Source organism: Acinetobacter sp. 70_2, from assembly GCF_056736115.1.
Window position 1 is genome coordinate 47,306 of the sequence record NZ_JBWZIP010000014.1, and the last position, 26,723, is coordinate 74,028.

Below are 26,723 nucleotides of genomic sequence, written 5' to 3' on the forward strand. Positions count from 1 at the left end.
ATATTTTTTATCTTGAAACCTTAAGAAATTTAGATTGATAAAAAACAATGTTATTAAGTAATTTAGAAAGCGTTCCAGGTCATCAAATTTTAAAGCAACTCGATGTTGTTTATGGAAGCACTGTTCGTAGCAAACATGTGGGCCGTGACCTCATGGCAAGTTTAAAAAATATTGTAGGTGGTGAACTCACGGGCTACACCGAACTTTTAGAAGAATCCCGCCAAGAAGCCATGGATCGTATGATTGCCAAAGCCCAGCAGCTTGGTGCGAATGCAATTGTCGGTATTCGTTTTTCAACTTCAAACATTGCCCAAGGCGCTTCCGAGCTATTTGTATATGGCACAGCAGTCGTGGTGCAACCGCAAGCTCCACATCTACCAGACCCATTTAATGCATAGGTAGAAAATGGACAATCTTATTTTTCAGCTTGTTGTTTTTCTCATTCTTTTCAGTATCGGTTGGGCTTTTGGCCGTCATATTGAACAAAAACATTTGAATGAACTTCTAGAAAAAGAGCAACAATTTGCCCATATCAGAATTGATACCAATCGTTTTACAACAAGTGATCAGTTAGGCCACTTTATTAACAGTAATGTGGTCATTTCCCATGACTATTTTAAATATGTACTGGCTTCTATAAAAAATGTTTTAGGTGGTCGTCTTAGCAGTTATGAAAGTATTGTTGAACGTGCTCGTCGTGAAGCGATTATTCGTTTAAAACAACAAGCACATAGTGTGGGTGCTAACCATATTATGGGAGTTCGGCTGAGTACAACCGAACTCGGTATGCAAGGCGGAATGGTTGAAGTTTTTGCTTATGGTACAGCAGTCAAAGACTAGCACTGCCCCATAGCAGAAAAATGTATACGCGGATTGCCAATACTTTTAGTTAAGTGTTGGCAAATTCCGGTAATTTTCCATTTGTCCTGTTGTTTTGCCAAAGTAAAATAATAGCGACCAAAAGAATGAAAATAATCATTTTCCGAAAAACGGTAAATTTGATAATTACACTCTAGCCATGCTCGGTCTTGTTCAATCCGAATAAGAGGATTACTCAAATTGTGCTGTAATCGCAAATGCGACAAAGCTTGTTGCCGCGAACCTTTATATTCATGACAAGACACCACACATAAAGGTTCTCCTCTAAACTGGAAATAGTCCACCTCAAGTTGATCGGCCAATAACTCATCAAACGCATCCCAATTTTTCTGGTCAAAGACCAATTGAAAACGCGTTACAACGTCTAAGATACAATGGTAGTCTTGATCCATGGTGAACCTTCTATGTGGGTTTTTCCATCAATTTAGCACGGCGAAATCTCTTTTTTATTTCACTTTTGTTTTTCGAATCATTTTATAGAGTAATTTCGGGTACATACGGGAAACCATTACACCTAATTTTTCTTTCGTTCCGCCCACTACTATATACTCTTGCCCTTGCATTAACGCCTTAACTGACTGTTCTGCAAAAACATCTGCTTCTAATCCATTTTCAATTGCTTCGTCTTGATGGCCTTGAGGCTGCCCTGCACCATTTAACGCATTAAATGAAACATTGGTTTTTACAAAGCCTGGGAAAATCACAGAAACTTCAATGCCCTGATCTGAAACTTCAGCACGTAAACTGTTGGCCCACATATGAATTGCAGCTTTAGCAGCCGAATAACTTGCACGATACTGCGTACCTAATAACCCTGCTACACTAGAGACAAATACAACTCGGCCAGACTTTTGTTTGAGCATGGTCGGCAGCACAGTTTTGGTTAATGCCACTTGCGAGAAATAATCGACTTCCATAATGGCTCTTTCAGTTTCCATTGTGGTGTCCTGAATCAAAGCACGCTGACTTAAACCTGCATTATTAATGAGCCAGTCAATTCGACCTTTAGCTTTTAAAATCTGCTCATACGCTTCTTGAACTTGCTGTTGATTGGTAATGTCTGCAACTACCGACAAATGCTGGTCTGGATGGAGTAAACCAACGCGAACTTCTTCTAATTCTTCAAAGCGGCGTGAAGTTAAAATCACTTGAGCACCTTGCAGAGCAAACTCACCAGCTAAAGCTTTCCCTAAACCAGAAGATGCACCGGTAATCCACACCACTTTATTTTGCAAAGTATCAAGTTTGGCCATGCTTTAAATTCCTATTATCTTTTTAAATTATGCTGCTTGATGCATGAAGGCCAAAAAGTGATTGATATAGTGAGTTGCTGTGGTCTGATCAACCTGCGTCCCCAATTTTTCCAAACGTTTATAGCCCAAATGCGTTGTCATATTAATGACCCCATTTAGGGTTTTATCGACAACTAAATTAAATTTTAAACGTTTTTTAGGTTCACGTACTAGGCTTGTTACGCCTAAATCCACAATTTGAATCAAGGTTTGAAAAGCTTCTTCTACGCTTTGCATATTGCCTGCACGTATTTGCTCGGTCAGTGTTTGGGCTTGTTGCACAAGTTGAGGTGTGATTGGGTACGTAATATAAACATCTTGCTCACGTTCTTTCATGAGTGAGGTCATATAATCAACTAAAGGTAAAAGTCGCTCATTACCAAAAAAAGAAACTGACCAAGGCATATACTTTCGGAAAGTATCTAAAATTTGTTGAAGAACTTTCTCAGACTCTTGGCGCTGCTTTTCAGTCATAGTCGAGTTACCTTGCTCTCCTTGTAACAATACGGAGAACACTTGCTCAATAATTTCGCAAGATAAATCGGAAAGAACACTACCTAATACTTTGGATTGGCTTTCTTTTACCCCAGCGTGCAATTTCTCTCGAATCGCAGCAAATTGCGTATAGGTCGAGTCGGAAATTTTCAAAAAAACTTTGTAGCTCATGAGTCGCATCCCTTATCAATTCTTTTGTAATTTTTGTGCCGTGCCGCTACACGATTAAATTGTGATCCATGCTTCATAAATCTACCGTTTTTTGAAAAAAATACAAAACCGTTTATCTGTTTTCAGCACATTAATTTCGAGGCATTTTTTTGCTACAATAGATGCAATTTTTTATGCATATTCGATCTAAGCTACTATGACTGACGCTCAAACCGCTCAAAATATTGCAACCACATACGATCCAACCGAGATCGAAAAGAAGTGGTACAAAACGTGGGAAGAACAAGGTTACTTCAAACCTTCTGGTCACGGTGAATCATTCTGTATCATGATTCCACCACCAAACGTCACTGGTAGTTTGCACATGGGCCATGGTTTTAACAATGCCATTATGGATGCCCTCACCCGTTATAACCGCATGATGGGTAAAAACACGTTGTGGCAACCGGGTACTGACCATGCTGGTATTGCAACTCAAATGGTTGTTGAGCGTCAACTTGGCTTACAAGGTGTAACTCGTCACGACTTAGGCCGTGAAAAGTTCATCGAAAAAGTTTGGGAATGGAAAGAGCAATCTGGCGGCACAATTACGAAACAAATCCGTCGCTTAGGTTCATCTGTAGACTGGTCACGTGAACGCTTCACGATGGACGAAGGTTTATCAAACGCAGTTAAAGAAGTATTCGTTCGTTTGCACGAAGACGGTTTAATTTACCGCGGTAAGCGCCTTGTAAACTGGGACCCTAAACTTCAAACCGCACTTTCTGACCTTGAAGTAGAAAGCAAAGAAGAAAAAGGCTCACTTTGGCACTTTAAATATTTCTTTGAAGATAAATCAGTTAAAACTCAAGACGGCAAAGACTATTTAGTCGTTGCAACAACTCGTCCTGAAACTTTACTCGGTGATACTGCGGTTGCTGTTCATCCTGAAGATGAGCGTTATGCACACCTTGTTGGTAAAAACATCGTATTGCCAATTACTGGTCGTTTAATTCCGATCGTTGCTGACGACTACGTTGAAAAAGACTTTGGTACTGGCTGTGTAAAAATTACCCCTGCTCATGACTTCAATGACTATGACCTAGGTAAACGCAATAGCTTGCCAATCATTAATATCTTCAACAAAAACGCCGAAGTTTTAGGTGAGTTTGAATATATTGCAAAAGCTGGCGAACAGATTTCTAAAACCATTACTGCACCTGCGGAATATGCTGGTTTAGAACGTTTTGAAGCACGTAAAAAACTAGTTGCCCAAGCTGAAGCTGAAGGCTGGTTAGATCAAATCCAACCGTATGACTTAAAAGCGCCACGCGGTGACCGTTCAGGCGTGATCATTGAGCCGTTACTGACTGACCAATGGTACGTAAAAATTGCTCCGCTTGCTGAGCCTGCAATTGAAGCAGTTCAAGATGGCCGTATTAAGTTTGTTCCAGAGCAGTACAGCAACATGTACATGGCGTGGATGCGTGACATTCAGGACTGGTGTATTTCACGTCAGCTTTGGTGGGGTCACCGTATTCCAGCTTGGTACGATGCAAATGGCAACATCTATGTTGGCCGTAACGAAGAAGAAGTACGTGCGAAAAATAACATCGCTACTGACGTTGAACTTAAACAAGACGAAGACGTTCTTGATACATGGTTCTCATCTGCACTTTGGACATTCTCAACTTTAGGTTGGACTGGCGATGCACAAAAAGATGCAGCAAATGATTTCTTAAAAACCTTCCACCCAACAGATGTGTTGGTGACTGGTTTTGACATCATTTTCTTCTGGGTTGCCCGCATGATCATGATGACCCTACACTTCATGAAAAATGAAGATGGTTCATCTCAAGTTCCATTTAAGACTGTTTACGTTCACGGCTTGGTACGTGATGGTGAAGGTCAAAAAATGTCGAAGTCTAAAGGTAACGTACTTGATCCATTAGACTTGATTGACGGTATTGATTTAGAAAGCTTAGTTGCAAAACGTACGACCGGCTTAATGAACCCGAAAGATGCAGCGAAGATTGAAAAATCAACGCGTAAAGAGTTTCCAGAAGGTATTAATGCTTACGGTACTGACGCAGTTCGCTTCACGTTCTGTGCCCTTGCAAACACTGGTCGTGACATCAAGTTCGACTTAAAACGTGTTGAAGGCTACCGTAACTTCTGTAACAAAATCTGGAACGCAACTCGTTTCGTTCTGATGAATGTTGAAGGTCAAACTGTTGGTCAACAAGCTCGTCCTGATCTATGGGAACTTCCAGAACAATGGATTATGAGCCGTCTGCAAAAAGCAGAAGCTGCTGTACACCAAGCGTTTGCAACGTATCGTTTAGACCTTGCTGCTCAAGCGATTTATGACTTTATTTGGAATGAATACTGTGACTGGTACGTTGAGTTAACTAAACCAGTTCTAAACGATGCAGAAGTTTCAGAAGAGCGTAAAGCTGAAGTACGCCGTGTATTGCTTGCAGTAATGGAAGCATCATTACGCTTAGCTCATCCGCTTATGCCGTATTTGACAGAAGAAATCTGGCAGACTCTTGCACCAATGCTTGGTCAAGGCGGCCCAACGATTATGACTGCTCAATACCCTATTCCTGAGCAAGCAAAAATCAATGAACAAGCTGAAGCAGATATGCAATGGCTTCAAGGCTTGATTGGTGCGGTACGTAATATTCGTGGTGAGTTAGGCTTAGGTAATGCACGCTTGTTGCCAGTATTACTTCAAAACACTTCTGATGCTGAACGCGAACAAATTATTCGTATTGAAGCATTATTCAAAGCATTGGCTAAAGTTGAAAGCATTGAGTTCTTGAATAAAGACCAAGAGCCACCTTTATCTTGCTCTAGCGTTGTTAGCCATGCATCGGTATTTGTACCAATGAAAGGCTTAATCGACCCTAAAGCTGAACTTGCTCGTTTGCAAAAAGACTTAGATAAAATCCAAAAGCAACACGACCAAATCGCGGGCAAACTTGCAAACGAAGGCTTTGTATCTAAAGCACCAGCAGCGGTTGTTGAAGGTGAAAAAGCGAAGCTTGCTGAATTTGCTGCTCAGTTAGAGAAAGTTAAAGCGAATATGGAGCAAATTGCTGCGCTTTAATCTTTTTTAAGTAAACGAACCCAGAATCTGTGCAAACAGGTTCTGGGTTTTTCTATATTTTAAAAATTACTTTTTTTGTAGAATCAGCATATGGAGATGCCATGATTTTATATGACCACTCAATAAAGGAAGATTTTCACTCATTTCTTTATGAAACAATAAATTAAAATCATATAAGAATAGATCAACTATATCTTGATAAGTAAATCCTATAAATTTTGCAGGTTCTCTAGCAACCCATTCATCTTGAGTCCCCAATAAATCAACTACCAAGATTCCGCCTTCAGGAAGTGCATTTATCATTCGTTTAATTACACTATAAAAATAGCTTGGCTCACAAAAGAATAGACTTGATGAAGCAATAATTAAACTTACGGGTGGAAAATTAAAGTCTTCAAAAGATTCATGATAGAAACTAAATCTAGACTCATCTTTGAATCGCTCAGTACAAGCTTTTTGTGCATCAATTGAAATATCAAAAGCATGAACATTAAATCCCTTTGAGAGTAGATAAGCAGATTCATTGCCAGCGCCACAACCACAATCGATAGCAACTAAAGGTAAGTTAGAAAAATAACCTAAAGCCTTTTCTAAAATAGGTCTATGTTTAAGTTCTCTTGATAATTGAATAAATTTTTCATTCATAAATCCGATCTTTTAATTTTTATAATTTTCACACTATATTTTATAAAGAATATAACCTCAATGATTTCTTATTTTAGAAGCTACCGACCAAATCGCGGGCCAACTTGCAAATGAAGGCTTTATGTCTAAAGCACCAGCAGCGGTGGTTGAGGGTGAAAAAGCAAAGCTTGCTTAATTTGTTGCTCAGTTAAGAAAATTAAAGCGAATACGGAGCAGATTGTTGCACTTTAATCTTTATAGCCTCCAATTTAATCTGTAGTATAAAGGGCTGATTTATCAGGCCTTTATATTCATAGATAAAAAATAATGAATACAACCAATCATCCCCCCCAGCTCAAAATAGTCAATTCTAAAAAACAATTGACGAAATATTTCCCTCTAAGCCTGTCACCACAATGGCTACAAAACTTGCTTAAAGCTATTCTTATTCTTTTTTTAGTTTTAGCAGTCTGGAAAAAAATAGATAATCAAATATTTATTATTATTCTTTATACTTTGTGTGCTATTGGGCTATTATCTTCTACTCTATTTCTTTATTTTGATTATCAAAAACAAAAAAAGTTACGCAAAGAAGCCCAAATTAAAAAATATCTTTTAACATATGGTGTTATCAAAAAAATCCAACATTGGAATAAGAAAAAACTTTCCCTCATTATTACAATAAAATATCAGGATATAAATAATAGAACGTTAGAGAAAGATTTTAAAATTGATTATCCTCAAATCAATCTCAGTAAAAACAACCTCGTACCTCACCAATTAATCGGGCAACAAGTTAAACTTTATTTATTACCACATTCTTATACTTTACTGCTAATTGAAGTAATCAACTTCCAACCACATAATGTACTAATTGAATTCAAACAAGCAAGAACTAATCCAAAAATCCTTGTTGGTTTATGTAATATTTATGGTTTAACAAACTCAAATTTTCTTTATTTCAATGCAGTTGAAAAAATAAAAATTTTACGTAATTCTGATAATCAATTTCTCGAAATTCATTTTCAACAAGTTGAATTTAATAATTTTATTTTATCTGAATCCATGCAAAATTTTTATGTTGCAGAACAGACATTTTTAGATTTCTTCGCTATTGACCAAAACTATTATCAGGAACTTAAAAATAAAGCTTTGGCTCATTCACATACAATTTGGCAATCTCCTAGACCTATTTTAAACCAAGCACAGCGTAAATCTAAAATTAAACAAATAGAGAAAAAATATTTTACTTTATTTCTTTATATTTTGATTAGTTTACTTGGGTGTAGTCTTATATTCTTTTTTATTTCAGAGTTTTTAGCTATTGTTATATTCTGCATTATAGTTATTTTATTTGGTTTTATATTAAGAAAATGTATTAACTTAATACAATCACCTGATATTGCCCTCTTTATAAAAACTCATGATTTATATGAATAAATATTTTAGTCTTTTTTATAGAATAAATATGTTTATCTAACCTATTGGAAGAGAGTATTTCGAACTTCATTTCCTATTCGATATATTCCCTCTTCCAAAGGAATAGGCAAAAAAGCTTTAAAGCACCCCATGCCCCAACAACATCTCCACCCCACTCACCTTTTTCATATGCTTTAAACGCTCTTTTTCCCATTTCACTTGCTGCTTTAACTCGGCACAATCCGCATCTATAGCTTTATAAACATCACTAATATGTACATGCCCTGCTTTCACATTCTTGGTTAACTGAAAAGAATCCAAAATCTCAGCAATTTGGCTTTCAAGCTGCTGACTTTGTGCATCTAAAGCCAGTTTATAAAACCGCAACTGCTCAGCAGATAACTCTTTAGCGCCTAGCCCTTTATTCTGTTCAAGCTGTAACTGGAGTTTCAGTAAATAGAACAAGTCCTGTTTTTCATAGGCCTGACTTGCTTGTTGGAACAACTCAGTTTTTTCATCTTTCTTCGTTTCATCTTGTTCACGGTCTGGGTGAATCATCGCAGCAATTTTTAAATAAACTGTTTTGAGTGACTGCGTTGCCATTTGCTCGGCTTGTTCACGTTTCTGTTGCTGCCTTTCCTGTTTAGCTTGTTCTCGCGCTTGTTGTTGCTCAGCAGCATACTGTTCAAAGTCTTCTTCTAACTCTGCACTTTGCTCAGCACTTTCTTCATATTCAGATTTTATTGGCTGAGCTTTTTTATTCTTTTTTACTAACTCTTGAGTATGTTGCTGATAAAAGGTATCGATCTGCCTCACTAACTCCAACTGTTCAGCAGATAGCATTTTGGAGCGCTTCAACATTTGTGCAAGCTGGGCATTTTTTTCATCTAGTTGTTGCATGTCTGCTTTGGAAAACTCATGACTATGCAACATATTCCAAAGTTGATCTAACTGCTGAAATAGCACTTCATGTAAATCGCTATACACAGGCATCAGTTTTTGCCGTATGTGCTGCTGAATCTCAGCTTGTGCATTTTGCCATGTGCTCAGGCTAACTTTTTGCTGTTCTATTTTATCAATCAGGCGATTCAGTTTTTTCTGCTGTGCAGACGGCTCAGACCTTTGCTGCAAGCTCACTTTGAGATCAAAGGACATACTCATCCACCTGAAAAAGAAAAAAGTGTAGCAATAATCAGATGAGGAAGGTAGCTAAGCATTCTTTAAGTCAGAATCAGCCTATTCATTTTTAGAAAATAGAATGTGACTTGCCCAAACTTTATATTTTAAGAAATCCACCAAATCACTAATGGCAAGGTTACAGCGGCACATAAAGTTTGAAAGCTAATCACGGCTGCCATGAGCTGACTATCGCCACCCAAAACCTTAGTTAAAATATATGATGCGGAAGCAGTCGGTAACGCAAAGAAAATGACTAAAATTTGTGTTTGCAAACTTGGTAAACCAAACCACATGCAGACCCCGTAAGCCAAAGCAGGTACTGCTAAAAGCCGAGCAAACGTGTCTGCTGCCAATACCACAATATCTTTTTTAATTTGCATAAACTGTAAAGCTGCACCCACACATAACAAACCTAGTGGCAAACTCGACACTGAAAAAAGCTTAATAAACTGGGTAAAGCCTTCCCAAATCGGGATGTGAAGTGCATTGACTGCTGCACCGACTATGCATGATGCAATTAAAGGGTTTTTGAGCAGTGCAATCAAAACAGGTTTAATTGCCATATGTTCTTTAGAAGTTAGAGCAAGCACCGAAATAACGTTCACAAGTGGAATGCAAAGCGCCAATAAAATCGCCAGTATTGCCATTCCTTCACTTTTAAAAAGCGCAGTGACTAGAGCCAAACCAATATAGGTATTAAAGCGAACCATACTTTGTACATGCACACCAAAACGTGCAGGTGGTATGTGCCAAAACATTCGGAGTATGTATAAAAAGGCGGTCACTGCTAAAACCACAATCAACATTGCAATAATGGCAGCACTTAAGCTTTGTAAGTCAATTTTTGCAGTCGATAGCGTACTAAAAAGCAAAGCAGGAAATAAAATATAGTAATTGAGCTTCTCTGCCCCAGCCCAAAACTCATCGCTAAAAAAACGATATTTTTTAAATAAGTATCCCGATGCAATTAATGCAACTAAGGGAAAAAGAGATAAAACAATGCTATTCATTTCTTTACTCAAGTTTTGTTAGGGCTTGCTGTTTGGCAATTAGCTTGGCTTACTCATATATTAAAGATAATGAAAACTCATGATAAAATGAGTTTTTACTCATAACAAATACCCCATGACCTTTACCCAACTTGAAATTTTCGCACTCATTGCCGAACTGAAAAGCTTTACAGCTACCGCAGAAAAGCTGGGAATTTCACAGTCGGCAGTTTCCCATGCGCTTAAATCATTAGAACAACAATGGGGCATTAACCTGATTTCAAGAACTCAAAGCGATATTGAGCTCACCACGACAGGTCAGCAACTACTTACGCATGTAAAAGAGCTATTGAGTATTTCCGACACTTTAGAAAAAGAAGTGGCTGCCATCCATGGTTTAAACGAAGGCACATTACGTATTGGTTCTTTTGGAGCTTCATCATCTATTTATCTATTACCTGAAATTCTAGAAAGCTTTCGGCAGCGCTATCCTAAAATCGAAATTTATATTGATGAAGGTGAAGATAAAGAAGTTGCTCAGTGGTTACTAGAACGGCGCATAGAGGTTGGTTTTCTAATTATGCCAGATGAGCGATTCGATACATTCCCTTTAATTGAAGACCGTTTTGTTGCTTTAATTCCGAGTAGTTACCCGCTCGCACAGCAACTCTATATTGATCCAGCACAGCTAGAAAACTGCCCTTTTATTATGACAATGGCAGGTAGTCGACATCAGGTCGAATTAATTTTAAAAAACTTTAATGTGAAGCCAGACATTAAATTTTATGTTTCACAAATTTTAAGTATCGTGAGCATGGTTCACAACCAGTTAGGGGTGTCCATTGTGTCTGATATGGTCATTACCAAAGAGTTACTCTCGCTTTATCCAAACGTAATTAAACGCCCTTTTAAACCGAACCTTAAACGTTCTATTGGCCTTGCAGTAAAAAACAAAAAACACATCAGTCCAGCAGTGAAAGCATTTATAGAGGTTGCTCAAGAGGTTTGGTCTAATAAATAATTTAGTCAGAATTTAATTCGTTTTATATTTTAATAACGAACTCTTTCAGGTCAATTTATAAGCGCATTAGATGACTTTTATCATAAAAATGTCCCATAACAACCTATTTAAAGCAAATTAACGCACCATTTATCGCCAAAAACTAATTTCACAATCCAAATTGGTGCGCTTATTGCATATTCACTTTTATGCAATTGAGTTTGTTTCGACAAACTTAGGTTTTTAGATTCCTTAAATCTATTTTGGTGCAATTTACAGACCCAGATTTGTTCCAAAATGGAATTTAGCACTTTTTTCGAGCATGCTATGCAAAATGTAGATCTATTTTTCTTATTACTTGGTGCAGTTTTGGTTCTTGCCATGCACGCAGGTTTTGCATTCTTGGAACTTGGTACGGTTCGCCATAAAAATCAGGTGAACGCGCTTAGTAAAATTCTGACTGACTTTGCCCTTTCTGCAATCGCCTATTTCTTTGTTGGCTACTACATCTCTTATGGCCAGCATTTCTTCCATGACGGCACAGCCCTAGCAAGTGATCATGGCTACAACTTAATGCGTTGCTTCTTTTTACTCACTTTTGCTGCGGCAATTCCTGCCATTATTTCAGGCGGTATTGCTGAACGCGCCAAAATGCGTTCGCAAGCAATTGCAACACTCGCTTTAGTTGGTCTGGTTTATCCTTTTTTTGAAGGAATGGTCTGGAATGGTAACTACGGTCTACAAAAGTGGTTAGAAACAACTTTTGGTGCAGCTTTTCACGACTTTGCAGGTTCAGTTGTGGTGCATGCCATGGGTGGTTGGATCGCATTTGCTGCGGTTATTTTATTAGGTGCTCGTTCTGGTCGTTATAAGAAAGATGGTCGCGTAAGTGCTCACCCTCCTTCTTCTATTCCATTTTTGGCACTTGGTTCATGGATTTTGATTGTAGGTTGGTTTGGCTTTAATGTAATGAGTGCTCAACGTCTTGATGCAATTTCTGGTCTAGTTGCTATTAATTCACTTATGGCAATGGTTGGCGGAACCATTACAGCAAATGCAATTGGGAGAAATGACCCTGGTTTCTTACATAACGGTCCACTTGCTGGTTTAGTTGCAATCTGTGCAGGGTCTGACATTGTTCACCCTATTAGTGCACTTGTGATTGGTGGTGCAGCCGGTGCCATGTTTGTGTACTTATTTACCTACACTCAGAATAAACTCAAAGTTGATGATGTATTAGGTGTTTGGCCTTTACATGGTGTATGCGGTGCATTTGGTGGTATTGCAGTAGGTCTGTTTGGTCAAAAATGGCTGGGTGGTTTAGGTGGTGTATCTTTTGCCTCTCAGCTCATCGGGACAGTTCTAGCGATTGCAATTGCACTTGCTGGTGGATTTATTGTTTATGGCATACTTAAAGCAACTATTGGTATTCGTTTATCTCAAGAAGATGAGTTTAGAGGTGCAGATTTATCTATTCATAAAATCTCTGCGAACTCTGAAGAAGGTATGTTTTAATTCAGCGATTATGAAGCAGGGTTTAAATATCCTGCTTCTGATTGCCTAATATAAATAAAACTTTTTAAATAAAAATAGTTACTATTGATTAAAAAGTGTGCTTTTAAGTCTCTATACAACCAGCTTATAATATTGAAAAATATATTAATTTTAATATTATTTTAAGATTTATAAATGAAATCCTGTTTAGTTTAAGAACAATTTAAGTTTTATTTTATGTAATGCCCTCAATTCACGCTTAAATTGATGTTACAACACAATGAATCAACAAAAACATTTCTTTCAGCTTCAACTCATTTTTCTTGCTGTCAGTTTTTTTATACTTTTATTTGTATTTCCAGTGGGTGGAAAAATTGATATGTACCTCATCCAACCTTGGATTGATTCAACAGGTCAATTTTTTAATCGAGAAAATTGGTATCTCGAAAAGCTTAATCATCAAATCGTAAAAGATATTATTACAGCGGTTTATGTTATGTTTTTTGGTCTCTGGCTTGCTTCATTTAAAGTAGAAAAGCTAAAAATATATCGCTGGCAATACGGCTATATGTTTTTTGTCAGTATGATTGGTAGCGGTATTGTGGGTTTATTAAAATCAAAATCTGCTCATGCCTGCCCTTGGAATATGGTTCATCCTAACAGCTTAGGTGGCTATATTTGGGACTTTACTGCGAAACATGGTCATTGTTTTCCAGGTGGTCATGCTAGCGCTGGTTTTATCATCATGACCGGTTATTTTGTTTATCGTCTTGAACAACCTAAACGTGCTTACTTTTATTTATTCTCAGGCATTTTATTAGGATTTATGATGGGTTGGGCACAAATGATGCGAGGAGCACATTTCCTAAGTCATAATTTATGGACAGGTTGGGTTGTTTGGGCAGTCAATATTTTATTTTACGCGATTTGTATTCATCGCTTTGAATTTGAGAAAGAATTAAAACAAGAGCTTTAAGCTCTTGTTTCATGTAAATGTAAAACTTTAGGTAACTTCACTAAGACTGAAAGACCACCAAGTTCTAAACTCTTGTCGAGAGTTAAAGTTCCACCAAGTCTTTGAGTGGCACGGTCTACAATTGATAAACCTAAACCACTTCCTACTTCTAAATGATGGTGCACTCGATAAAAACGTTTAAGTACTTTATCGTAATTTTCAGGGTCTATACCTGCACCACTATCTTCGATTTGAATACACGCATAGTTATCTGGGTCGGTATAAACTGAAATATTAATAACGCCCTGATGCGGTGTGTATTTAATTGCATTATCAATTAAGTTAAAAATGATCGAATGTACAGTGGGTTCAATACTATGCATCTCGACAGGGTCGTTTTTAACAAAGCCTAAATCAATTTCTTTTTGCATGGCTAAATTAACCAACTGCTCAACGCAATTTAAAGCCACATCGTTAAGCTGAAAATAGCCAGTAGGTTCAACCATACTTAGCGTTACGTCTTGCTTTGCTAATGCCAAAAGCTGTGTAACTAGATGCTGAATACGTGCCAATCCCTTGCTTAAGTTGTGCAACGACTCATGTTCAGGGAACTGACTTAGCAAAATCTTGGTTTGTAAGTTCAATGCAGTAACAGGTGTTCGTAGTTCATGAGCAGCATCTGCAATAAATTGCTTCTGTTCATTTTGTGCTTTAGAAATACGTTCAAATAGGCGGTTCATTTCATCAATGGTAGGTAAAAGCTCCTGAGGATAATCATGCACCTCAATCGGTGTTAACTCTTCAGAATCTCGTTCCATTAACTCATTTTTAAAGTCATCTATTGGTTTTAAACCACGACTAATAATAGCGGCCAAGGCAAATATCGCAAAAGGTAAAATGATTAGATAAGGAATGAACATACTGCCCGCAAGCTCCCACGCGAAAGCTTCACGAACCCGCTCTTGTTGACTGACCTGAATTTGATAGTCTTTTAAGGGTAAAACATATGTTCGGACTACACCTTCAGCGGTTTTATGTGAATAAAAACCAGCTTGTTGAACAGGAGGAACCAGTAAGTGAAGATGATGAGATAAATTCGCTTGGTCTTTGTAAGCCCAGATATCTAAAAATAAATCTTCTTCGTGGTAAGTTCGATGTAAATCAAACTTACTACTTACTGTTTTTAAAGGATACTCTGCTGTTCTTTCCGCTAAATACTGCATTTGAGTATCTAAAATTTCATCGACTTCCTGAAGTGCAACTTTATAAGCACTAAAAATTAAGATACAACCTAAGACGACACTAAAAATTGAGGTGCCCCAGAGTAATCGCTTTTTTAATGAATAATGCACGTTCATAAAGTCCCGAATTCTTAAATTATGATTGCCCTAGACGGTAACCTAACCCTCGAATAGTTCGAATAAAGTCTTTACCTAGTTTGGCTCTCAAATGGTGAACATATACTTCAATCGTGTTGCTAGTCACATCACTATCAAAGTCATATAACTTATCTTCCAAGTTAGCCTTCGAGAAAATTTTATTCGGATGACTCATAAGCGGAATCAAAATTGCCCACTCACGATTCGATAAATCAATACGCTGCCCTTTAAAGGTTGCAATATGCTGTTCAACATTTAAAACCAGATCACCACTTTGTAATAGTTGATCTTGGCTCGCAAGTTGAGCCTCTACTCCACTACGGCGCAATAATGCGTGAATGCGAGCAAGTAACTCATCAAACTCATATGGCTTAATTAAGTAATCATCTGCACCCAGATTCAAACCGTCAACACGGTTTTGCAACTGGTCACGCGCAGAGATAATTAAGACAGGCGTTGCTGCTCTTTGACGGATTTGCTTTAAAACCTGCATACCATCCATCATGGGCAATCCCAAATCCAAAAGAATGAGATCAAACTTATTCTTTGCCAGTTGGGCCAAACCATCTAAACCATTATTGACCCATTCCACCTCAAATTGATGATATTGCAGCAACGTAGTCGTTGATTCTGCAATCATAAAATCATCTTCAATCATCAAGATTTTTGTCATGTTCTAGGCTCGCTTTAGTTTACATTGGCACAAGAGTGCAACATGTCCAGTTGAGGGTTGATGACTTGGGTTTTTACATCCAACATACTTAATAAGCTTGGGAATAAATTATCCTGACTTAACTTTTGTTTAATTTGTTGATTTAAACAATTTACTTGAGCAAGATTATGTTGTTTCCAGCCATCTGAGAACCACATAATCATTGGGATATGTGTTTGTTGGCTTGGTGCAATTGAGTAAGGTGAACCATGCAAATACATACCATGTTCGCCTGTTGACTCACCATGGTCAGATAAATACCAGAAACCAGTTTGATAATTTGATACTTCTTTTAAAATATTAATCATTTGGCTTAATACATGGTCAGTATAGACGATTGTATTATCATAACTATTTATCAGCTCGGCTGGTGAACAACCCTGTATCGCATTAGTATCACAAGTTGGTTTAAATGGTTGATATTTCTCAGGTGCACGCTTGTAATATGCTGGCCCATGACTACCCATCTGATGTAATACAACTAAACGTGGACGCTTATCATCTTTCGGAATAGAAGCCAAATATTGCTTTAAGCTATCAATCAGAATGTCATCAAGACATTCATCATCTTTACACCATTTTTGCTTTAAATCTTCTGGAATTTGATATTGTTCAACGCGATCACATGCGCCTTTACACCCCGAGTTATTATCAATCCAAGTGACTTGATAGCCTGCACGTTTTGCAATATCAAGTAATCCTTCACGATGACTCGCTAATTGCTCATCATAATCAGCACGTGGCATACCAGAGAACATACATGGCACAGAAACCGCTGTTGCAGTACCACATGAACTCACTTGAGAGAAGTTTAAAATATTTTGTTTAGAAAGCTCTGGGTTTGTATTTTTTGCATAACCATTCAGTGAGAAACTTTCTGCACGTGCAGTTTCGCCCACCACAAGTACCATGAGTTTAGGTAAATCTTTTTGAGTTTGCTGGACTTGATGAGCATCTTCACCATACTTCACAAGAGGAAGATTTTTCTTAGGTGCTTTTTTACGATAATAAGACATGACCGAAGAAATGGTGTTCTGAGGAGAAATCATCCCTTTCAAGTCACGATGCTCCCTAAATATTGCTGCAAAATCAACATAGTAAGCAAACAACAATCCGCCCACAACGGCAAATGCAAGGGCGATTGAAAGGACTTTTTTAAGCAAAAGCGGAAGTATTTTTTCTGATTTGAGTTTTACCTGAGTAATCAAAAATATAGGTAAAACAACAAAGAAAATAGTCCAGAGTCCAAAACGTAAAGAGAGTAAATCTGTGGCTTCTGCGACATCTGTTTGAGCAATATTTTGAATCTGGTCAGGTGAAATAATGACACCTAAAGTATTTACAAAATACGAGCTAAATCCACCAATGAATACCAACAAAATGGCAAAAATTTTGGCTGTCCATTTCCAGTTTAAAATTTGTAAAGCTGCATAATAGGTAGCAACAACAATCACTACAGTAGCGGCTAAGAATAAGGTTGCTTTTATACCTAAATATGGCGTCAACAGGTGAACTTTCTTATAAAAACCAATATTTAGAATTGCTCCTAACCAAATGGCTATAATGACGTTGAACATAAACAGGGAAATCTGCTTATTTCTTAATTTAGAAAAAAAACTCAGCATCTCTGGTTACTACGACCTTTTTTTATGATCTTCTAATGTAAAAATTGAAACTTAAAAATGACTTAAATAATAGAATGATCGGTATAAACCATTTTTAATGGGCTTAGTGTTATTTAACTTAAGTACAAATAAAAAGTCGAGGTTAACTTGAACCTCGACTTTTTCAGATGAAAAACTATGAGAGATTAGAAGCTATACTTAGCCATTAAACCAATACGGTTATCTTTGTAAGATTTGCCAGCAAAAGTATCACGTTTACCGTTTACATACTCAAGACCTAAATCAATTGGTTTAACAGGCGAATAGATAAAGTTAATCCATGCTTGTTGAACTTTTTCATTACCCGCTGTATATGCTTTTGCATAATCAGTGCCATCATCAGCAAATTCTGCACCGTACGCTAAAGTTGAACGTAAGTTAGGTAAGATTTTATAAGTACCGCCTACTTGTACAGCAACAAACTTATTTTGCTCGATATTGTTATTTACCAAAGTATAGGCAGCGTTACTACCATATAAATAGCTGCTATCACCAACTACATAAGAAACATCAGCAAAAAGCTTCAAAGGATCTGAAACTTTGAAGTCTGTACCTGCAGCAATACCCCAGCCAGTTTTATTATCATCACCAAGTGATGATTTATAATTTTCAACTAAAGCACGAGCTGATGCAGAACCTTTACCCCCTGCATAACCTTGAGTGATTTTAGCAGTTAATGCAGGTAAGCTATATTTAATGCTGTCGCCTGTTGCCGCAGAGGTACTATCACCTTTTTCAGCAGAAACAAACAATTGTGTAGTTGGACCTAACTTGTAGCCATAACGCACTTGAGGCACACGTTTCGTACCACCACCAACGTTTGTCGAGAAATCGATCATTTCTGGTGCATGAGTTGACAAGAAGTTAGATGTCGTTTGACCAAATAACCAGTCGTTATACGTTAAGTAAGCATGTCGAATACGCAATGAGCCATTTGAATCTGTTGTTGAACCAGCAAAATCAACTTCGAGCTTACCGCCTACTTTAGCATCGCCAACAGGTGTATTAAAGTCTAAACCAAGACGTGTAGTTTTAGCAGTCGAACGTAATTTATCTTTTGTTTTACCATCAGTCTTACTAACGTCAGCAAAGTCGTTATCCGCACCTTCGATAATGTAGTTAGCATCACCACGAACAAAACCATAAAGGTTCACATCAGCACCAGCTTTAGATTTAAAACCTGCTAATGGAGAAGCTGGCGCAGCAACAGGCTGAGGCTGTGCTTTAACTTCAGCTAACTGTACTTGCTGTTGTTGCTGTACTTGTTGCTGTTGCTGTTGAACTTGGCGCTGTTCTTTAACTAATGCTTTTAAAGCTTCAACTTCTTGACGAAGTTTTTGAATTTCCTCTTTTTCAGAGGTTGCCGCATTTGCCCCACTCATCATTAAAGCTGTTACTGTAATAGCTAAACTTTTAACAACAAACGATTTACGATTAAGGAATAGATCCATCAAAAACTCCTAAAAATATATTTTATGTTGCTTGTCCATGCCAAGTTGATTCGTGTGACCATTGAGCACAAAAAAACCAACTATCCTCCAAATTTGATTGCATTAATTTTATTACCGCAATCAAAACCAATTTTAACGCTGGGTAAGATTAAAATTCCCAAATCAAAAGAATTAAAACAGACTTTTGTTTACAGAACTTTTACCTTGACTTCATGTTGTAACGAATCCTACACAACTCTCTTATCTTATAGAATGATTAAATCATTATTTCATTATTCTTTTTTAGACTTTAGGCTAATATACAATCTAATTAAAGATTCTTTTGCTGTCCTGATGGTTTCACATGATTTTTCTTGTTATTCGCATCCCTTTTTCTCCTTCTAGCTTCCATTTGCTACCCAAACAAGATGGCACAATTAATAAGCCATTTGAATAGCTAAAAATATACATTTTCAAAAGAATGACTAAAGGTACAAGTACAATTTTTCAGCATGACTTAACCTGATTTAAGTCTCTTTATTTCATCAACTTAATGTCATTTTTTATACAGTCTTTGTACCTTTCCATATGTACATGGGAATTAAAAAGAGTACTCCGACACTGACAATACATATCAAATAATAGTAATAACCAAGCGCATCTCCAATAACACCACTCAAGGTATAAAGACCACCACTTACTGTCGCCATGACCGAAACTTGGAAAGTAAAATCAGTGCCTGCGTAGTTCTTTCGGCTGTAATGCATGACTAAGGTTAACATTACAACGAGTAGCATGGCGGCAAAGGCATCTTCTAAAGCATTTATAGTATAAATAAGCCATGCATTTATTTTTATCTTTTGCTCATAAGCATAGGCCAAGTAAACATACGCACCTAAACTCATGATTTTTAATATTGAAAAACTAATTAATGTATTTGGTCTAGAAAAATACTTTAATACCCATCCTGCAATAAATGCCCCCACTAAAGCAGCTAAAGCGCCTAGCATAGTGATGTAAACACCTATTTGGGTAAAACTTAGTCCCATATCAACCATTAAAGGTTTGAGTAACGGCCCAGCTAAGCCATCTGCCACTTTAAAAGTGATGAGTACCATTAACCAAGAACGAAGTTCTTTATTTTGAGAAAAATAACTCAAATAAGCCTTAATTTTTGTGACTAAATTTGGCTGGCTAGGTTCATTAATAGAATGAGAACTATGAAGAGGCTCTTTAAATAGTAAAATAGGTAAAGTGTTGATAAAGACTAAAGCAGCTAATAATAAAAATGTCGGCTGCCATGACAACCAGTCTAAACACCACAGCACAGATCCCCCACCCACGATAAAACCAAGCCGAGAACCTACCACTTGAAAAGTATTTCCCCAATGCTGCTGATCGTGTTGCAATAAATTGACAGCTAAAGCATCGGTCGCAATATCTTGTGTTGCGCCTGTTAAGTTCATAAATAACAGAGCAATAAAAAACGTAAATAGATAAACAGACTGATCTAAAGCCTGAATCGGGAAAAAAGATAAAATACAAAGTACACCCACCGTGAGAAACTGGGTAGGTAAAATCCAGCTACGATAGTGTCCTAAGCGTGAAATCGCATGTCGATCTACCCACGCTGCCCAAAATATTTTGATTGACCAAGGCAACATGAGCAACCCAAAACCACCAATATGGGCAAGTGATACACCTTGAGCTCTTAATATTACGGGCAAAGCATGGGTCATAAACCCCACAGGTAAGCCTTGTGCCCAATATAAGGAAAATAGCAAAAGATAAAGATTTTGCTGTCGGAACATATATACCTACTTTTATTTCTTTATGCGGTAATAACATGAAATACCATGCGTGGCCTTACATTTTGCCAATGAAGCATAGATTTCAAAAGATTAAGATAAAGCAAAGGATGATTTAAAACTTAAAAATATGGAACAACATTTTCCCAATCTACCGTCTCAGGTTCCTCAACGTGGTAATGCTTTAAGTCGAGCATTATTTAAGAAACTTTTTTTGGCTCAAGGCTGGACCATAGAAGGTGAAGTTCCCAACTTTCCTAAAGCAGTAGCCATTATTTCTCCCCATACATCTAATATTGATGGTTGGTATGGTTTCTTGGCTATTTTTGGACTCGGTATTCAAATTACGGTGCTAGGCAAAGACAGTTTATTTAAGCCCCCTTTTAAACATGTTTTGGATTGGGCAGGTGTTATTCCTGTAAAGCGTGACTCTGTTAATGGTCTGACTGAACAAGTGGTTGCCACTATTCAACACTATGACAAAATCTGGATTGGCATGGCGCCTGAAGGCACACGTAAGAAAGCAAAAAAAATGAAGAGTGGCTTTTACCATATTGCTGCAAAAGCCAATATTCCGATTGTGATGTTTTCTTTTGATTATGATCGCAAGACTATTCACTGCTTAGGCTATCTAATACCTAGTGGAAACTATGAGGAAGATCTCGCCAAAATTTTTGAGCGTTATAAAGGAAAAATATCACCCAAAAATCTTAATTGGCTTGCGGAACCTTTACAAAATCTTGTGAAAAAAACCTAGCAAAAATTAAACGAATCTGGTCTGATGGGCCATCTTAATTTATCTTGCCATAGATTGTTTTTTAAAGATGAAAATTGCTCAATTTGCCAGTATCGGATTTATCTCTTTAGCCCTATTCGGCTGTGATAAATTCAGCAAAACACCAACACCGACCACTTCAGTTAAAGCACGCGAACCAGTAATCGCACTTGCCTTAGGTGGCGGTGGAGCAAAAGGATTTTCACATATTGGTGTTATCAAGGTTTTAGAATCACATGGTATTAAACCTAAAATTGTTACGGGTACAAGTGCCGGCAGTTTTGTAGGAAGTATCTACGCCAGCGGACAAACACCTTATCAGCTTCAAAATCTTGCACTTAAATTGCAAGAATCTGATATTCGTGATTTAACGCTTAATCGCCAAGGTATTATTCTTGGGCAAAAGCTACAGGACTACGTGAACCGTAACGTAGGCAATAAGCCTATTGAGAAATTCCCAATTCGTTTTGCAGCAGTAGCAACCCGTCTTGATAATGGTCAAAAAGCTGACTTTATTAAAGGTAATGCAGGTCAAGCTGTACGCGCGTCTTGTAGTATTCCAAACGTATTTGTACCTGCCACTATTGGTAATCAAAAATATGTAGATGGTGGTTTAGTGAGCCCAATTCCTGTAAAAACAGCACGCGATATGGGTGCAGATATTGTGATTGCGGTTGATATTTCAGCACGTCCAGCAGGAAATCGCCCAGCGAATATGTGGGGTTTACTTGATCAAACCATTAATATTATGGGGCAACAAAGTATTAATGAAGAGTTAAAGCAAGCCAATGTAGTGATCCAGCCTAAAGTTGGACACTTAGGTACACTCGATTTGAAATCAAGCAATGAAGCTATTTTAGAAGGTGAAAAAGCTGCTCAAGCACAAATACGTCAAGTTGAAACTGCAATTGCGAATTTCAAAAAATCACCAGCCGCATTTAAGCCAGCACCACGTCCTAAATTTTAATTGAGGTGGTTTTTTTCTATCCACACCTACCATCATCTGCTACAGTGGTAAAAGTGATATGAGATCACTTTTACCCATCATAAAGATATATAAAAGAGCAGATCTATGGAGTTTGTTGTAGAACCTTGGCACTGGTTTGTATTGGGTATCTTACTTATTCTTTCTGAGCTGATTATCCCTGCTTTTGCCGCTCTCTGGTTTGGTATTGCAGCCATTATGGTTTGCTTTCTCTATTGGCTATTTCCAGATATTAGCCTGACAACACAAATTGTATTGTGGATTATTTTATCGGTGCTATGCACTATTCTTTGGTTCAAATTTATTAAACCATTGTCGATTGATAAAACTAAAGCGGGTTTACCTCGTGAAGCCACCATTGGGCAAATTGGTATGGTGATTCAAACCGAACTCGCTCATGACCAAATTATTGTTCGTTTCCCTATGCCTATTTTAGGGGCCGATGAATGGAACTGTCGAAGCACCACCCCTGTGAAAGTTGGTGATCGGGTTCGAGTCATTGATATTTCGGGTAATGACTTAATTGTTCAGCCCCACAGTACTTCATAAACATTAAAGATAAAGAGAGGTTATTTTCATGCCAGTTGGTACCATTATTGTTTTAGCCTTTTTGGCTTTTGTTGCAGTCACCATTTTTAAAGGGGTACGTATTGTTCCTCAAGGTTATAAATGGATTGTTCAGCGTTTAGGCAAATATCATTCTACGCTTAATCCGGGGCTTAACTTTGTTATTCCTTATATTGATGACGTAGCTTATAAAGTCACCACTAAAGATATTGTGCTTGATATTCCGTCCCAAGAAGTGATTACCCGTGATAATGCTGTATTGCTTATGAATGCAGTAGCGTATATCAATTTAACAACTCCTGAAAAAGCAGTGTACGGTATTGAAAATTATACATGGGCCATTCAAAACCTTGTACAGACTTCACTACGTTCTATTGTTGGTGAAATGGATCTAGATGATGCACTGTCTTCACGAGATCATATTAAAGCTAAACTAAAAGCTGCGATTTCTGATGATATTTCGGATTGGGGTATCACTTTAAAAACCGTAGAAATTCAAGATATTCAGCCATCTTCAACCATGCAAGCTGCTATGGAAGCGCAAGCTGCTGCTGAACGTCAACGTCGTGCCACAGTAACCAGAGCTGATGGTGAAAAACAAGCTGCAATTTTAGAAGCTGATGGTCGTTTAGAAGCATCCCGCCGTGATGCAGAAGCACAAGTTGTTTTAGCAGAGGCGTCTCAAAAAGCGATTGAGATGGTAACGAGCGCAGTCGGCGATAAAGAAACACCTGTTGCTTACCTGTTAGGTGAACAGTACGTTAAAGCAATGCAAGAGATGGCGAAATCAAGCAATGCCAAAACTGTTGTGTTACCTGCCGATGTTTTAAATACAATTCGTGGCATTATGGGAAAACATAATTAATTTAATTGCTTCAAATAAGTCATTGAAATAAAAACGGCGACAATCATGTCGCCGTTTTTATATTAAGTATTATTGGCTATTTAATCTTTTCTGATCTTTCAAAGGGAACTTTTTTACAACCAAGTCATAAGAATCGCGAATCAAGTCTTGAAGTAAATCCCGAGTTAAGTTTTTATGCGGCTTAATTGAAATCCAGTGTTTTTTATTCATGTGGTAACCCGGGATAATAAATGAATAAAGTTCCTGATATTCCTGACTTTTGTAAGGGTCACATTTGACATTAATCATTTTTACGCCAGACACTTCCACTGTCAGCATAAACATTTTTTCTAAAATTTTAAAAACTTCATACTCTGGGCCAAATGGATGAGTTTGCTCGCTAAAAGGAAGATTACACGCAATCTCTATCGCGACTTGGTGGAGCTGATCACCATTCACATTTATCTCCTTTATTCATTGAATATGAATACAAGCAGGATTATTAATTTGATTTTATATTAGTTGGTACGTGCCAAAAGAAATTGTGAAATCTCAACTAATTCTTTTGCGTTTTCACCAAAATGCGCTAAAGCCTCAAAAGCTTGGTCATGTAACTCTTTTGCATAAACCTGTGCTTGCTCAAGTCCCATTAAAGCAGGATAAGTCGACTTTTGTACTTGTTCATCCTTACCCGCAGTTTTACCTAAAGTTTCAGTGCTTGAGGTAATGTCCAAAATATCATCTTGCACCTGAAAAGCCAGTCCAATTGCTTGTCCATATTGGCGTAATTTCGGAATTGCCTGATCTGTTCCAGAGAAAATTGTCACTGCACCCATCATAATGGCAGCCTGAATAAGCGCTCCCGTTTTATTGCGGTGGATATTTTCTAGTTCATCTTGAGAAATTTGTTTAGCTTCAGCTTGTAGGTCTAAAACCTGCCCACAAACCATTTTAGAGCTGGCTGTTGCTAAAATTTGAATTTGCTTTAATACAATTGCAGCATCAGTTCCCTGCCCTTGTTCATCAAACAAACGGCTACCTAAAACCTCAAAAGCCATCGACTGTAAAATATCGCCTGCAAGTAAAGCGGTATCTTCACCAAATGCTACATGACACGTTGGCTGACCACGACGAAGTAAATCATTGTCCATACAAGGCAAATCATCATGCGCTAGCGAATAACAATGAATAAGTTCAACCGCAACCGCCGCACGGCGAGCAGCCGCAAAATTTGGATTGTCTTGTAAAGAAGCTGTGGCGTAACACAAAGCTGGGCGCACACGTTTTCCACCAAGCATAACTGCATGGTGTACTGCGCTTTTTAAAGGTTCAGGAATTGAAAATGCAGCGAGTGTCGTCAATAAATCTTGTTGAATACGTTGTTGAGCTTGTTTTAAAACATCCGCATTAACTTGAGAGAGTGATGACACAGTCGCCTCGTAAAATCAGTAGAGAAATTTTATTAAATGTTATGAAACATTCATGTACTACATCATACACGATTCGTTGTGAAAAGTGCGTGATGAGTTATGGATGTCACATGCAAAAGAGCCTCTCTATAGTAGAGAGGCTCTCTCATTTAAATAACTTTTAGAAACTGTCGCCCGGAACGCGTACCCAACCTTCCATTAAGACACGTGCACTACGGCTCATAATGGCTTTTTTCACAACCCATTGGCCATTCGTAAGTTCGGCTTGAGCACCAACACGTAATGTTCCAGAAGGATGTCCAAAACGCACTGCTTCACGCTCTCCACCACCAGCTGCTAAATTTACCAATGTGCCCGGAATAGCAGCAGCAGTACCAATTGCTACAGCTGCTGTACCCATCATGGCATGGTGTAATTTACCCATCGACAAAGCACGAACCAGTAAGTCGACATCATTTTCTGAAACATTCTTACCACTAGATGCCGTATAGTTTTTCGGTTTAGAGACAAAAGCAATTTTTGGTGTGTGCTGACGCGCAGCTGCTTCTGAAATATCTTTAATTAAACCCATCTGAACTGCACCATACGCACGAATTTTTTCAAAACGTGCCAGCGCAGTTGCATCACTATTGATATGATCTTGCAACTCTGTACCTTGGTAGCCTAAATCTTCTGCATTTAAGAAAATGGTTGGAATACCAGCATTAATAAATGTGGCTTGGAAACGACCAATATCAGGAACATCTAATTGGTCAACAACATTCCCTGTTGGGAACATATCGCCGCCTTCTTCACCATCATCGGCAGGATCTAAGAACTCAATTTGAACTTCAGCGGCAGGGAAAGTCACCCCATCCAGTTCAAACTCACCAGTTTCTTGAACTTGACCATTGGTAATAGGCACATGTGCAATAATGGTTTTCTGAATATTTTTTTGCCAGATTCGGACCGTGCATAGGCCATTTTCTGGAATACGATCTGCATCAACCAAACCATTTGAAATCGCGAATGAACCAACCGCAGCAGTCAAATTACCGCAGTTACCGCTCCAGTCTACAAAAGGCTGATCAATTGAAACCTGTCCAAACAAATAGTCGACATCATGATCTGGCTGTGTGCTTTTAGCCAGAATAACGGTTTTGCTCGTACTTGATGTTGCACCACCCATTCCATCAATTTGTTTTCCATAAGGGTCTGGGCTACCAATGACACGTAGTAAGAGTTGATCTCTTGCTTGACCTGCCACCTGAGCTCTTTCCGGCAAATCATCAAGTTTAAAAAATACACCTTTACTGGTTCCACCACGCATGTAAGTTGCTGGAATTTTAATTTGCGGTACTGAGCTCATATCAACTGTTATCCTTACTATTGTGTTTTTATATCTCGAAACAAACAGACTTGTTTAGTCATTCGCTTCATCTTAAATCGTTTTGTGATCTAGAGATAGCGTTATGCTTTTATACATCAATCGTATTGACGCAAACTTATTTTGAGAATTTAGATTAATGCTCGCAATGACCGAATTAAGCAAAATTATG

General features: G+C 37.9%; 25 protein-coding genes and 1 pseudogene. 12 read left to right on the plus strand and 14 right to left on the minus strand.

Annotation, left to right across the window (positions count from 1 at the left end; translation table 11 throughout):
* The first annotated feature begins 47 nt into the window (after positions 1 to 47).
* Positions 48 to 398 carry a YbjQ family protein gene (locus tag AC1PJ9_RS07990; RefSeq protein WP_002051367.1) on the plus strand — a complete coding sequence of 117 codons (351 nt, stop codon included), beginning with the start codon at positions 48 to 50 and terminating at the stop codon, positions 396 to 398.
* Positions 399 to 405: 7 nt separating this feature from the next.
* A complete protein-coding gene (locus AC1PJ9_RS07995; protein ID WP_311086960.1) occupies positions 406 to 840 on the plus strand; it encodes a YbjQ family protein in 435 nt (144 codons plus the stop codon).
* Here the strand turns inward: AC1PJ9_RS07995 and AC1PJ9_RS08000 are convergent.
* Genes AC1PJ9_RS08000 through AC1PJ9_RS08010 form a run of 3 tightly spaced genes read right to left on the minus strand, consistent with a single transcriptional unit; the run spans position 837 to position 2,837 of the window.
* Complete coding sequence (locus tag AC1PJ9_RS08000; protein ID WP_311086959.1) at positions 837 to 1,271, minus strand: nuclear transport factor 2 family protein; 435 nt, start codon at positions 1,269 to 1,271, stop codon at positions 837 to 839. The genes AC1PJ9_RS07995 and AC1PJ9_RS08000 overlap by 4 nt on opposite strands.
* 54 nt (positions 1,272 to 1,325) lie before the next feature.
* Complete coding sequence (locus tag AC1PJ9_RS08005) at positions 1,326 to 2,132, minus strand: SDR family NAD(P)-dependent oxidoreductase (protein ID WP_263614470.1); 807 nt, start codon at positions 2,130 to 2,132, stop codon at positions 1,326 to 1,328.
* Between the two features lie 27 nt (positions 2,133 to 2,159).
* Positions 2,160 to 2,837 (minus strand): hypothetical protein, encoded by a 678-nt coding sequence (locus AC1PJ9_RS08010; RefSeq protein WP_275289763.1) that lies wholly within the window; start codon positions 2,835 to 2,837, stop codon positions 2,160 to 2,162.
* A 196-nt stretch (positions 2,838 to 3,033) separates the two neighbouring features.
* On the opposite strand from AC1PJ9_RS08010, the gene AC1PJ9_RS08015 reads away from it, so the two are divergent.
* Complete coding sequence (locus AC1PJ9_RS08015; RefSeq protein WP_311086958.1) at positions 3,034 to 5,931, plus strand: valine--tRNA ligase; 2,898 nt, start codon at positions 3,034 to 3,036, stop codon at positions 5,929 to 5,931.
* 66 nt (positions 5,932 to 5,997) lie between these two features.
* Here AC1PJ9_RS08015 and AC1PJ9_RS08020 read toward each other — a convergent pair whose 3' ends face one another.
* Positions 5,998 to 6,576 (minus strand): class I SAM-dependent methyltransferase, encoded by a 579-nt coding sequence (locus tag AC1PJ9_RS08020; protein ID WP_311086957.1) that lies wholly within the window; start codon positions 6,574 to 6,576, stop codon positions 5,998 to 6,000.
* Positions 6,577 to 6,661: 85 nt separating this feature from the next.
* Between AC1PJ9_RS08020 and AC1PJ9_RS08025 the strand changes: the two are divergent.
* Positions 6,662 to 6,807 (plus strand): annotated as a pseudogene (locus tag AC1PJ9_RS08025) (hypothetical protein); the annotation flags it as partial.
* A 75-nt stretch (positions 6,808 to 6,882) separates the two neighbouring features.
* Positions 6,883 to 7,995, plus strand: a complete 1,113-nt coding sequence (locus AC1PJ9_RS08030) for a hypothetical protein (protein ID WP_311086956.1) — start codon at positions 6,883 to 6,885, stop codon at positions 7,993 to 7,995.
* A 117-nt stretch (positions 7,996 to 8,112) separates the two neighbouring features.
* Here the strand turns inward: AC1PJ9_RS08030 and AC1PJ9_RS08035 are convergent, their stop codons facing one another.
* Together AC1PJ9_RS08035 and AC1PJ9_RS08040 are read right to left on the minus strand one after the other, a co-directional pair.
* Positions 8,113 to 9,129: a molecular chaperone DnaJ gene (locus AC1PJ9_RS08035; RefSeq protein ID WP_311086955.1), complete on the minus strand. Its 1,017-nt coding sequence runs from the start codon at positions 9,127 to 9,129 to the stop codon at positions 8,113 to 8,115.
* A 128-nt stretch (positions 9,130 to 9,257) separates the two neighbouring features.
* The gene (locus AC1PJ9_RS08040) at positions 9,258 to 10,163 is read right to left on the minus strand and encodes an AEC family transporter (RefSeq protein ID WP_311086954.1); all 906 of its coding nucleotides are present in this window, start codon (positions 10,161 to 10,163) and stop codon (positions 9,258 to 9,260) included.
* Positions 10,164 to 10,278: 115 nt separating this feature from the next.
* Here AC1PJ9_RS08040 and AC1PJ9_RS08045 point away from each other — a divergent pair, with 115 nt between their 5' ends.
* From AC1PJ9_RS08045 to AC1PJ9_RS08055, 3 genes are all read left to right on the plus strand, one after another.
* Entirely contained in the window at positions 10,279 to 11,163 is an 885-nt protein-coding gene (locus AC1PJ9_RS08045; protein ID WP_311086953.1) for a LysR family transcriptional regulator, read from the plus strand.
* A gap of 306 nt (positions 11,164 to 11,469) precedes the next feature.
* Complete coding sequence (locus AC1PJ9_RS08050; RefSeq protein WP_311086952.1) at positions 11,470 to 12,657, plus strand: ammonium transporter; 1,188 nt, start codon at positions 11,470 to 11,472, stop codon at positions 12,655 to 12,657.
* 259 nt (positions 12,658 to 12,916) lie between these two features.
* Entirely contained in the window at positions 12,917 to 13,612 is a 696-nt protein-coding gene (locus AC1PJ9_RS08055; RefSeq protein ID WP_311086951.1) for a phosphatase PAP2 family protein, read from the plus strand.
* Here the strand turns inward: AC1PJ9_RS08055 and AC1PJ9_RS08060 are convergent.
* The 5 genes from AC1PJ9_RS08060 to AC1PJ9_RS08080 form a co-directional block, all read right to left on the minus strand.
* A complete protein-coding gene (locus AC1PJ9_RS08060) occupies positions 13,609 to 14,943 on the minus strand; it encodes an ATP-binding protein (protein WP_263614920.1) in 1,335 nt (444 codons plus the stop codon). The genes AC1PJ9_RS08055 and AC1PJ9_RS08060 overlap by 4 nt on opposite strands.
* Positions 14,944 to 14,968: 25 nt before the next feature.
* Positions 14,969 to 15,643, minus strand: coding sequence for a DNA-binding response regulator PmrA (locus AC1PJ9_RS08065; protein ID WP_004746055.1), 675 nt, complete (start codon positions 15,641 to 15,643; stop codon positions 14,969 to 14,971).
* Positions 15,644 to 15,657: 14 nt separating this feature from the next.
* Complete coding sequence (locus tag AC1PJ9_RS08070) at positions 15,658 to 17,307, minus strand: phosphoethanolamine transferase (protein WP_311070052.1); 1,650 nt, start codon at positions 17,305 to 17,307, stop codon at positions 15,658 to 15,660.
* Between the two features lie 185 nt (positions 17,308 to 17,492).
* Complete coding sequence (locus AC1PJ9_RS08075) at positions 17,493 to 18,797, minus strand: DcaP family trimeric outer membrane transporter (RefSeq protein WP_311086950.1); 1,305 nt, start codon at positions 18,795 to 18,797, stop codon at positions 17,493 to 17,495.
* A gap of 542 nt (positions 18,798 to 19,339) precedes the next feature.
* Positions 19,340 to 20,587, minus strand: coding sequence for an MFS transporter (locus tag AC1PJ9_RS08080; RefSeq protein WP_311086949.1), 1,248 nt, complete (start codon positions 20,585 to 20,587; stop codon positions 19,340 to 19,342).
* 127 nt (positions 20,588 to 20,714) lie between these two features.
* Here AC1PJ9_RS08080 and AC1PJ9_RS08085 point away from each other — a divergent pair, with 127 nt between their 5' ends.
* The 4 genes from AC1PJ9_RS08085 (at position 20,715) to AC1PJ9_RS08100 (ending at position 23,776) form a co-directional block, all read left to right on the plus strand.
* Positions 20,715 to 21,341 carry a lysophospholipid acyltransferase family protein gene (locus AC1PJ9_RS08085; protein WP_311086948.1) on the plus strand — a complete coding sequence of 209 codons (627 nt, stop codon included), beginning with the start codon at positions 20,715 to 20,717 and terminating at the stop codon, positions 21,339 to 21,341.
* Positions 21,342 to 21,408: 67 nt separating this feature from the next.
* Positions 21,409 to 22,326: a patatin-like phospholipase family protein gene (locus AC1PJ9_RS08090; protein WP_016805260.1), complete on the plus strand. Its 918-nt coding sequence runs from the start codon at positions 21,409 to 21,411 to the stop codon at positions 22,324 to 22,326.
* 105 nt (positions 22,327 to 22,431) lie between these two features.
* On the plus strand, positions 22,432 to 22,893 hold the full coding sequence (locus tag AC1PJ9_RS08095) for an NfeD family protein (protein ID WP_004705839.1): 462 nt from the start codon (positions 22,432 to 22,434) through the stop codon (positions 22,891 to 22,893).
* 28 nt (positions 22,894 to 22,921) lie between these two features.
* Positions 22,922 to 23,776 carry an SPFH domain-containing protein gene (locus tag AC1PJ9_RS08100; RefSeq protein ID WP_016805262.1) on the plus strand — a complete coding sequence of 285 codons (855 nt, stop codon included), beginning with the start codon at positions 22,922 to 22,924 and terminating at the stop codon, positions 23,774 to 23,776.
* 69 nt (positions 23,777 to 23,845) lie between these two features.
* Here the strand turns inward: AC1PJ9_RS08100 and AC1PJ9_RS08105 are convergent, their stop codons facing one another.
* The 3 genes from AC1PJ9_RS08105 to prpF all read right to left on the minus strand — a co-directional run bounded on the left by AC1PJ9_RS08105 (position 23,846) and on the right by prpF (position 26,533).
* Entirely contained in the window at positions 23,846 to 24,214 is a 369-nt protein-coding gene (locus AC1PJ9_RS08105; protein WP_311086947.1) for an MmcQ/YjbR family DNA-binding protein, read from the minus strand.
* A 59-nt stretch (positions 24,215 to 24,273) separates the two neighbouring features.
* Positions 24,274 to 25,185: a polyprenyl synthetase family protein gene (locus AC1PJ9_RS08110; protein ID WP_000097114.1), complete on the minus strand. Its 912-nt coding sequence runs from the start codon at positions 25,183 to 25,185 to the stop codon at positions 24,274 to 24,276.
* Between the two features lie 160 nt (positions 25,186 to 25,345).
* Positions 25,346 to 26,533, minus strand: coding sequence for a 2-methylaconitate cis-trans isomerase PrpF (prpF, locus tag AC1PJ9_RS08115; RefSeq protein ID WP_311086946.1), 1,188 nt, complete (start codon positions 26,531 to 26,533; stop codon positions 25,346 to 25,348).
* Positions 26,534 to 26,723 lie beyond the last annotated feature (190 nt).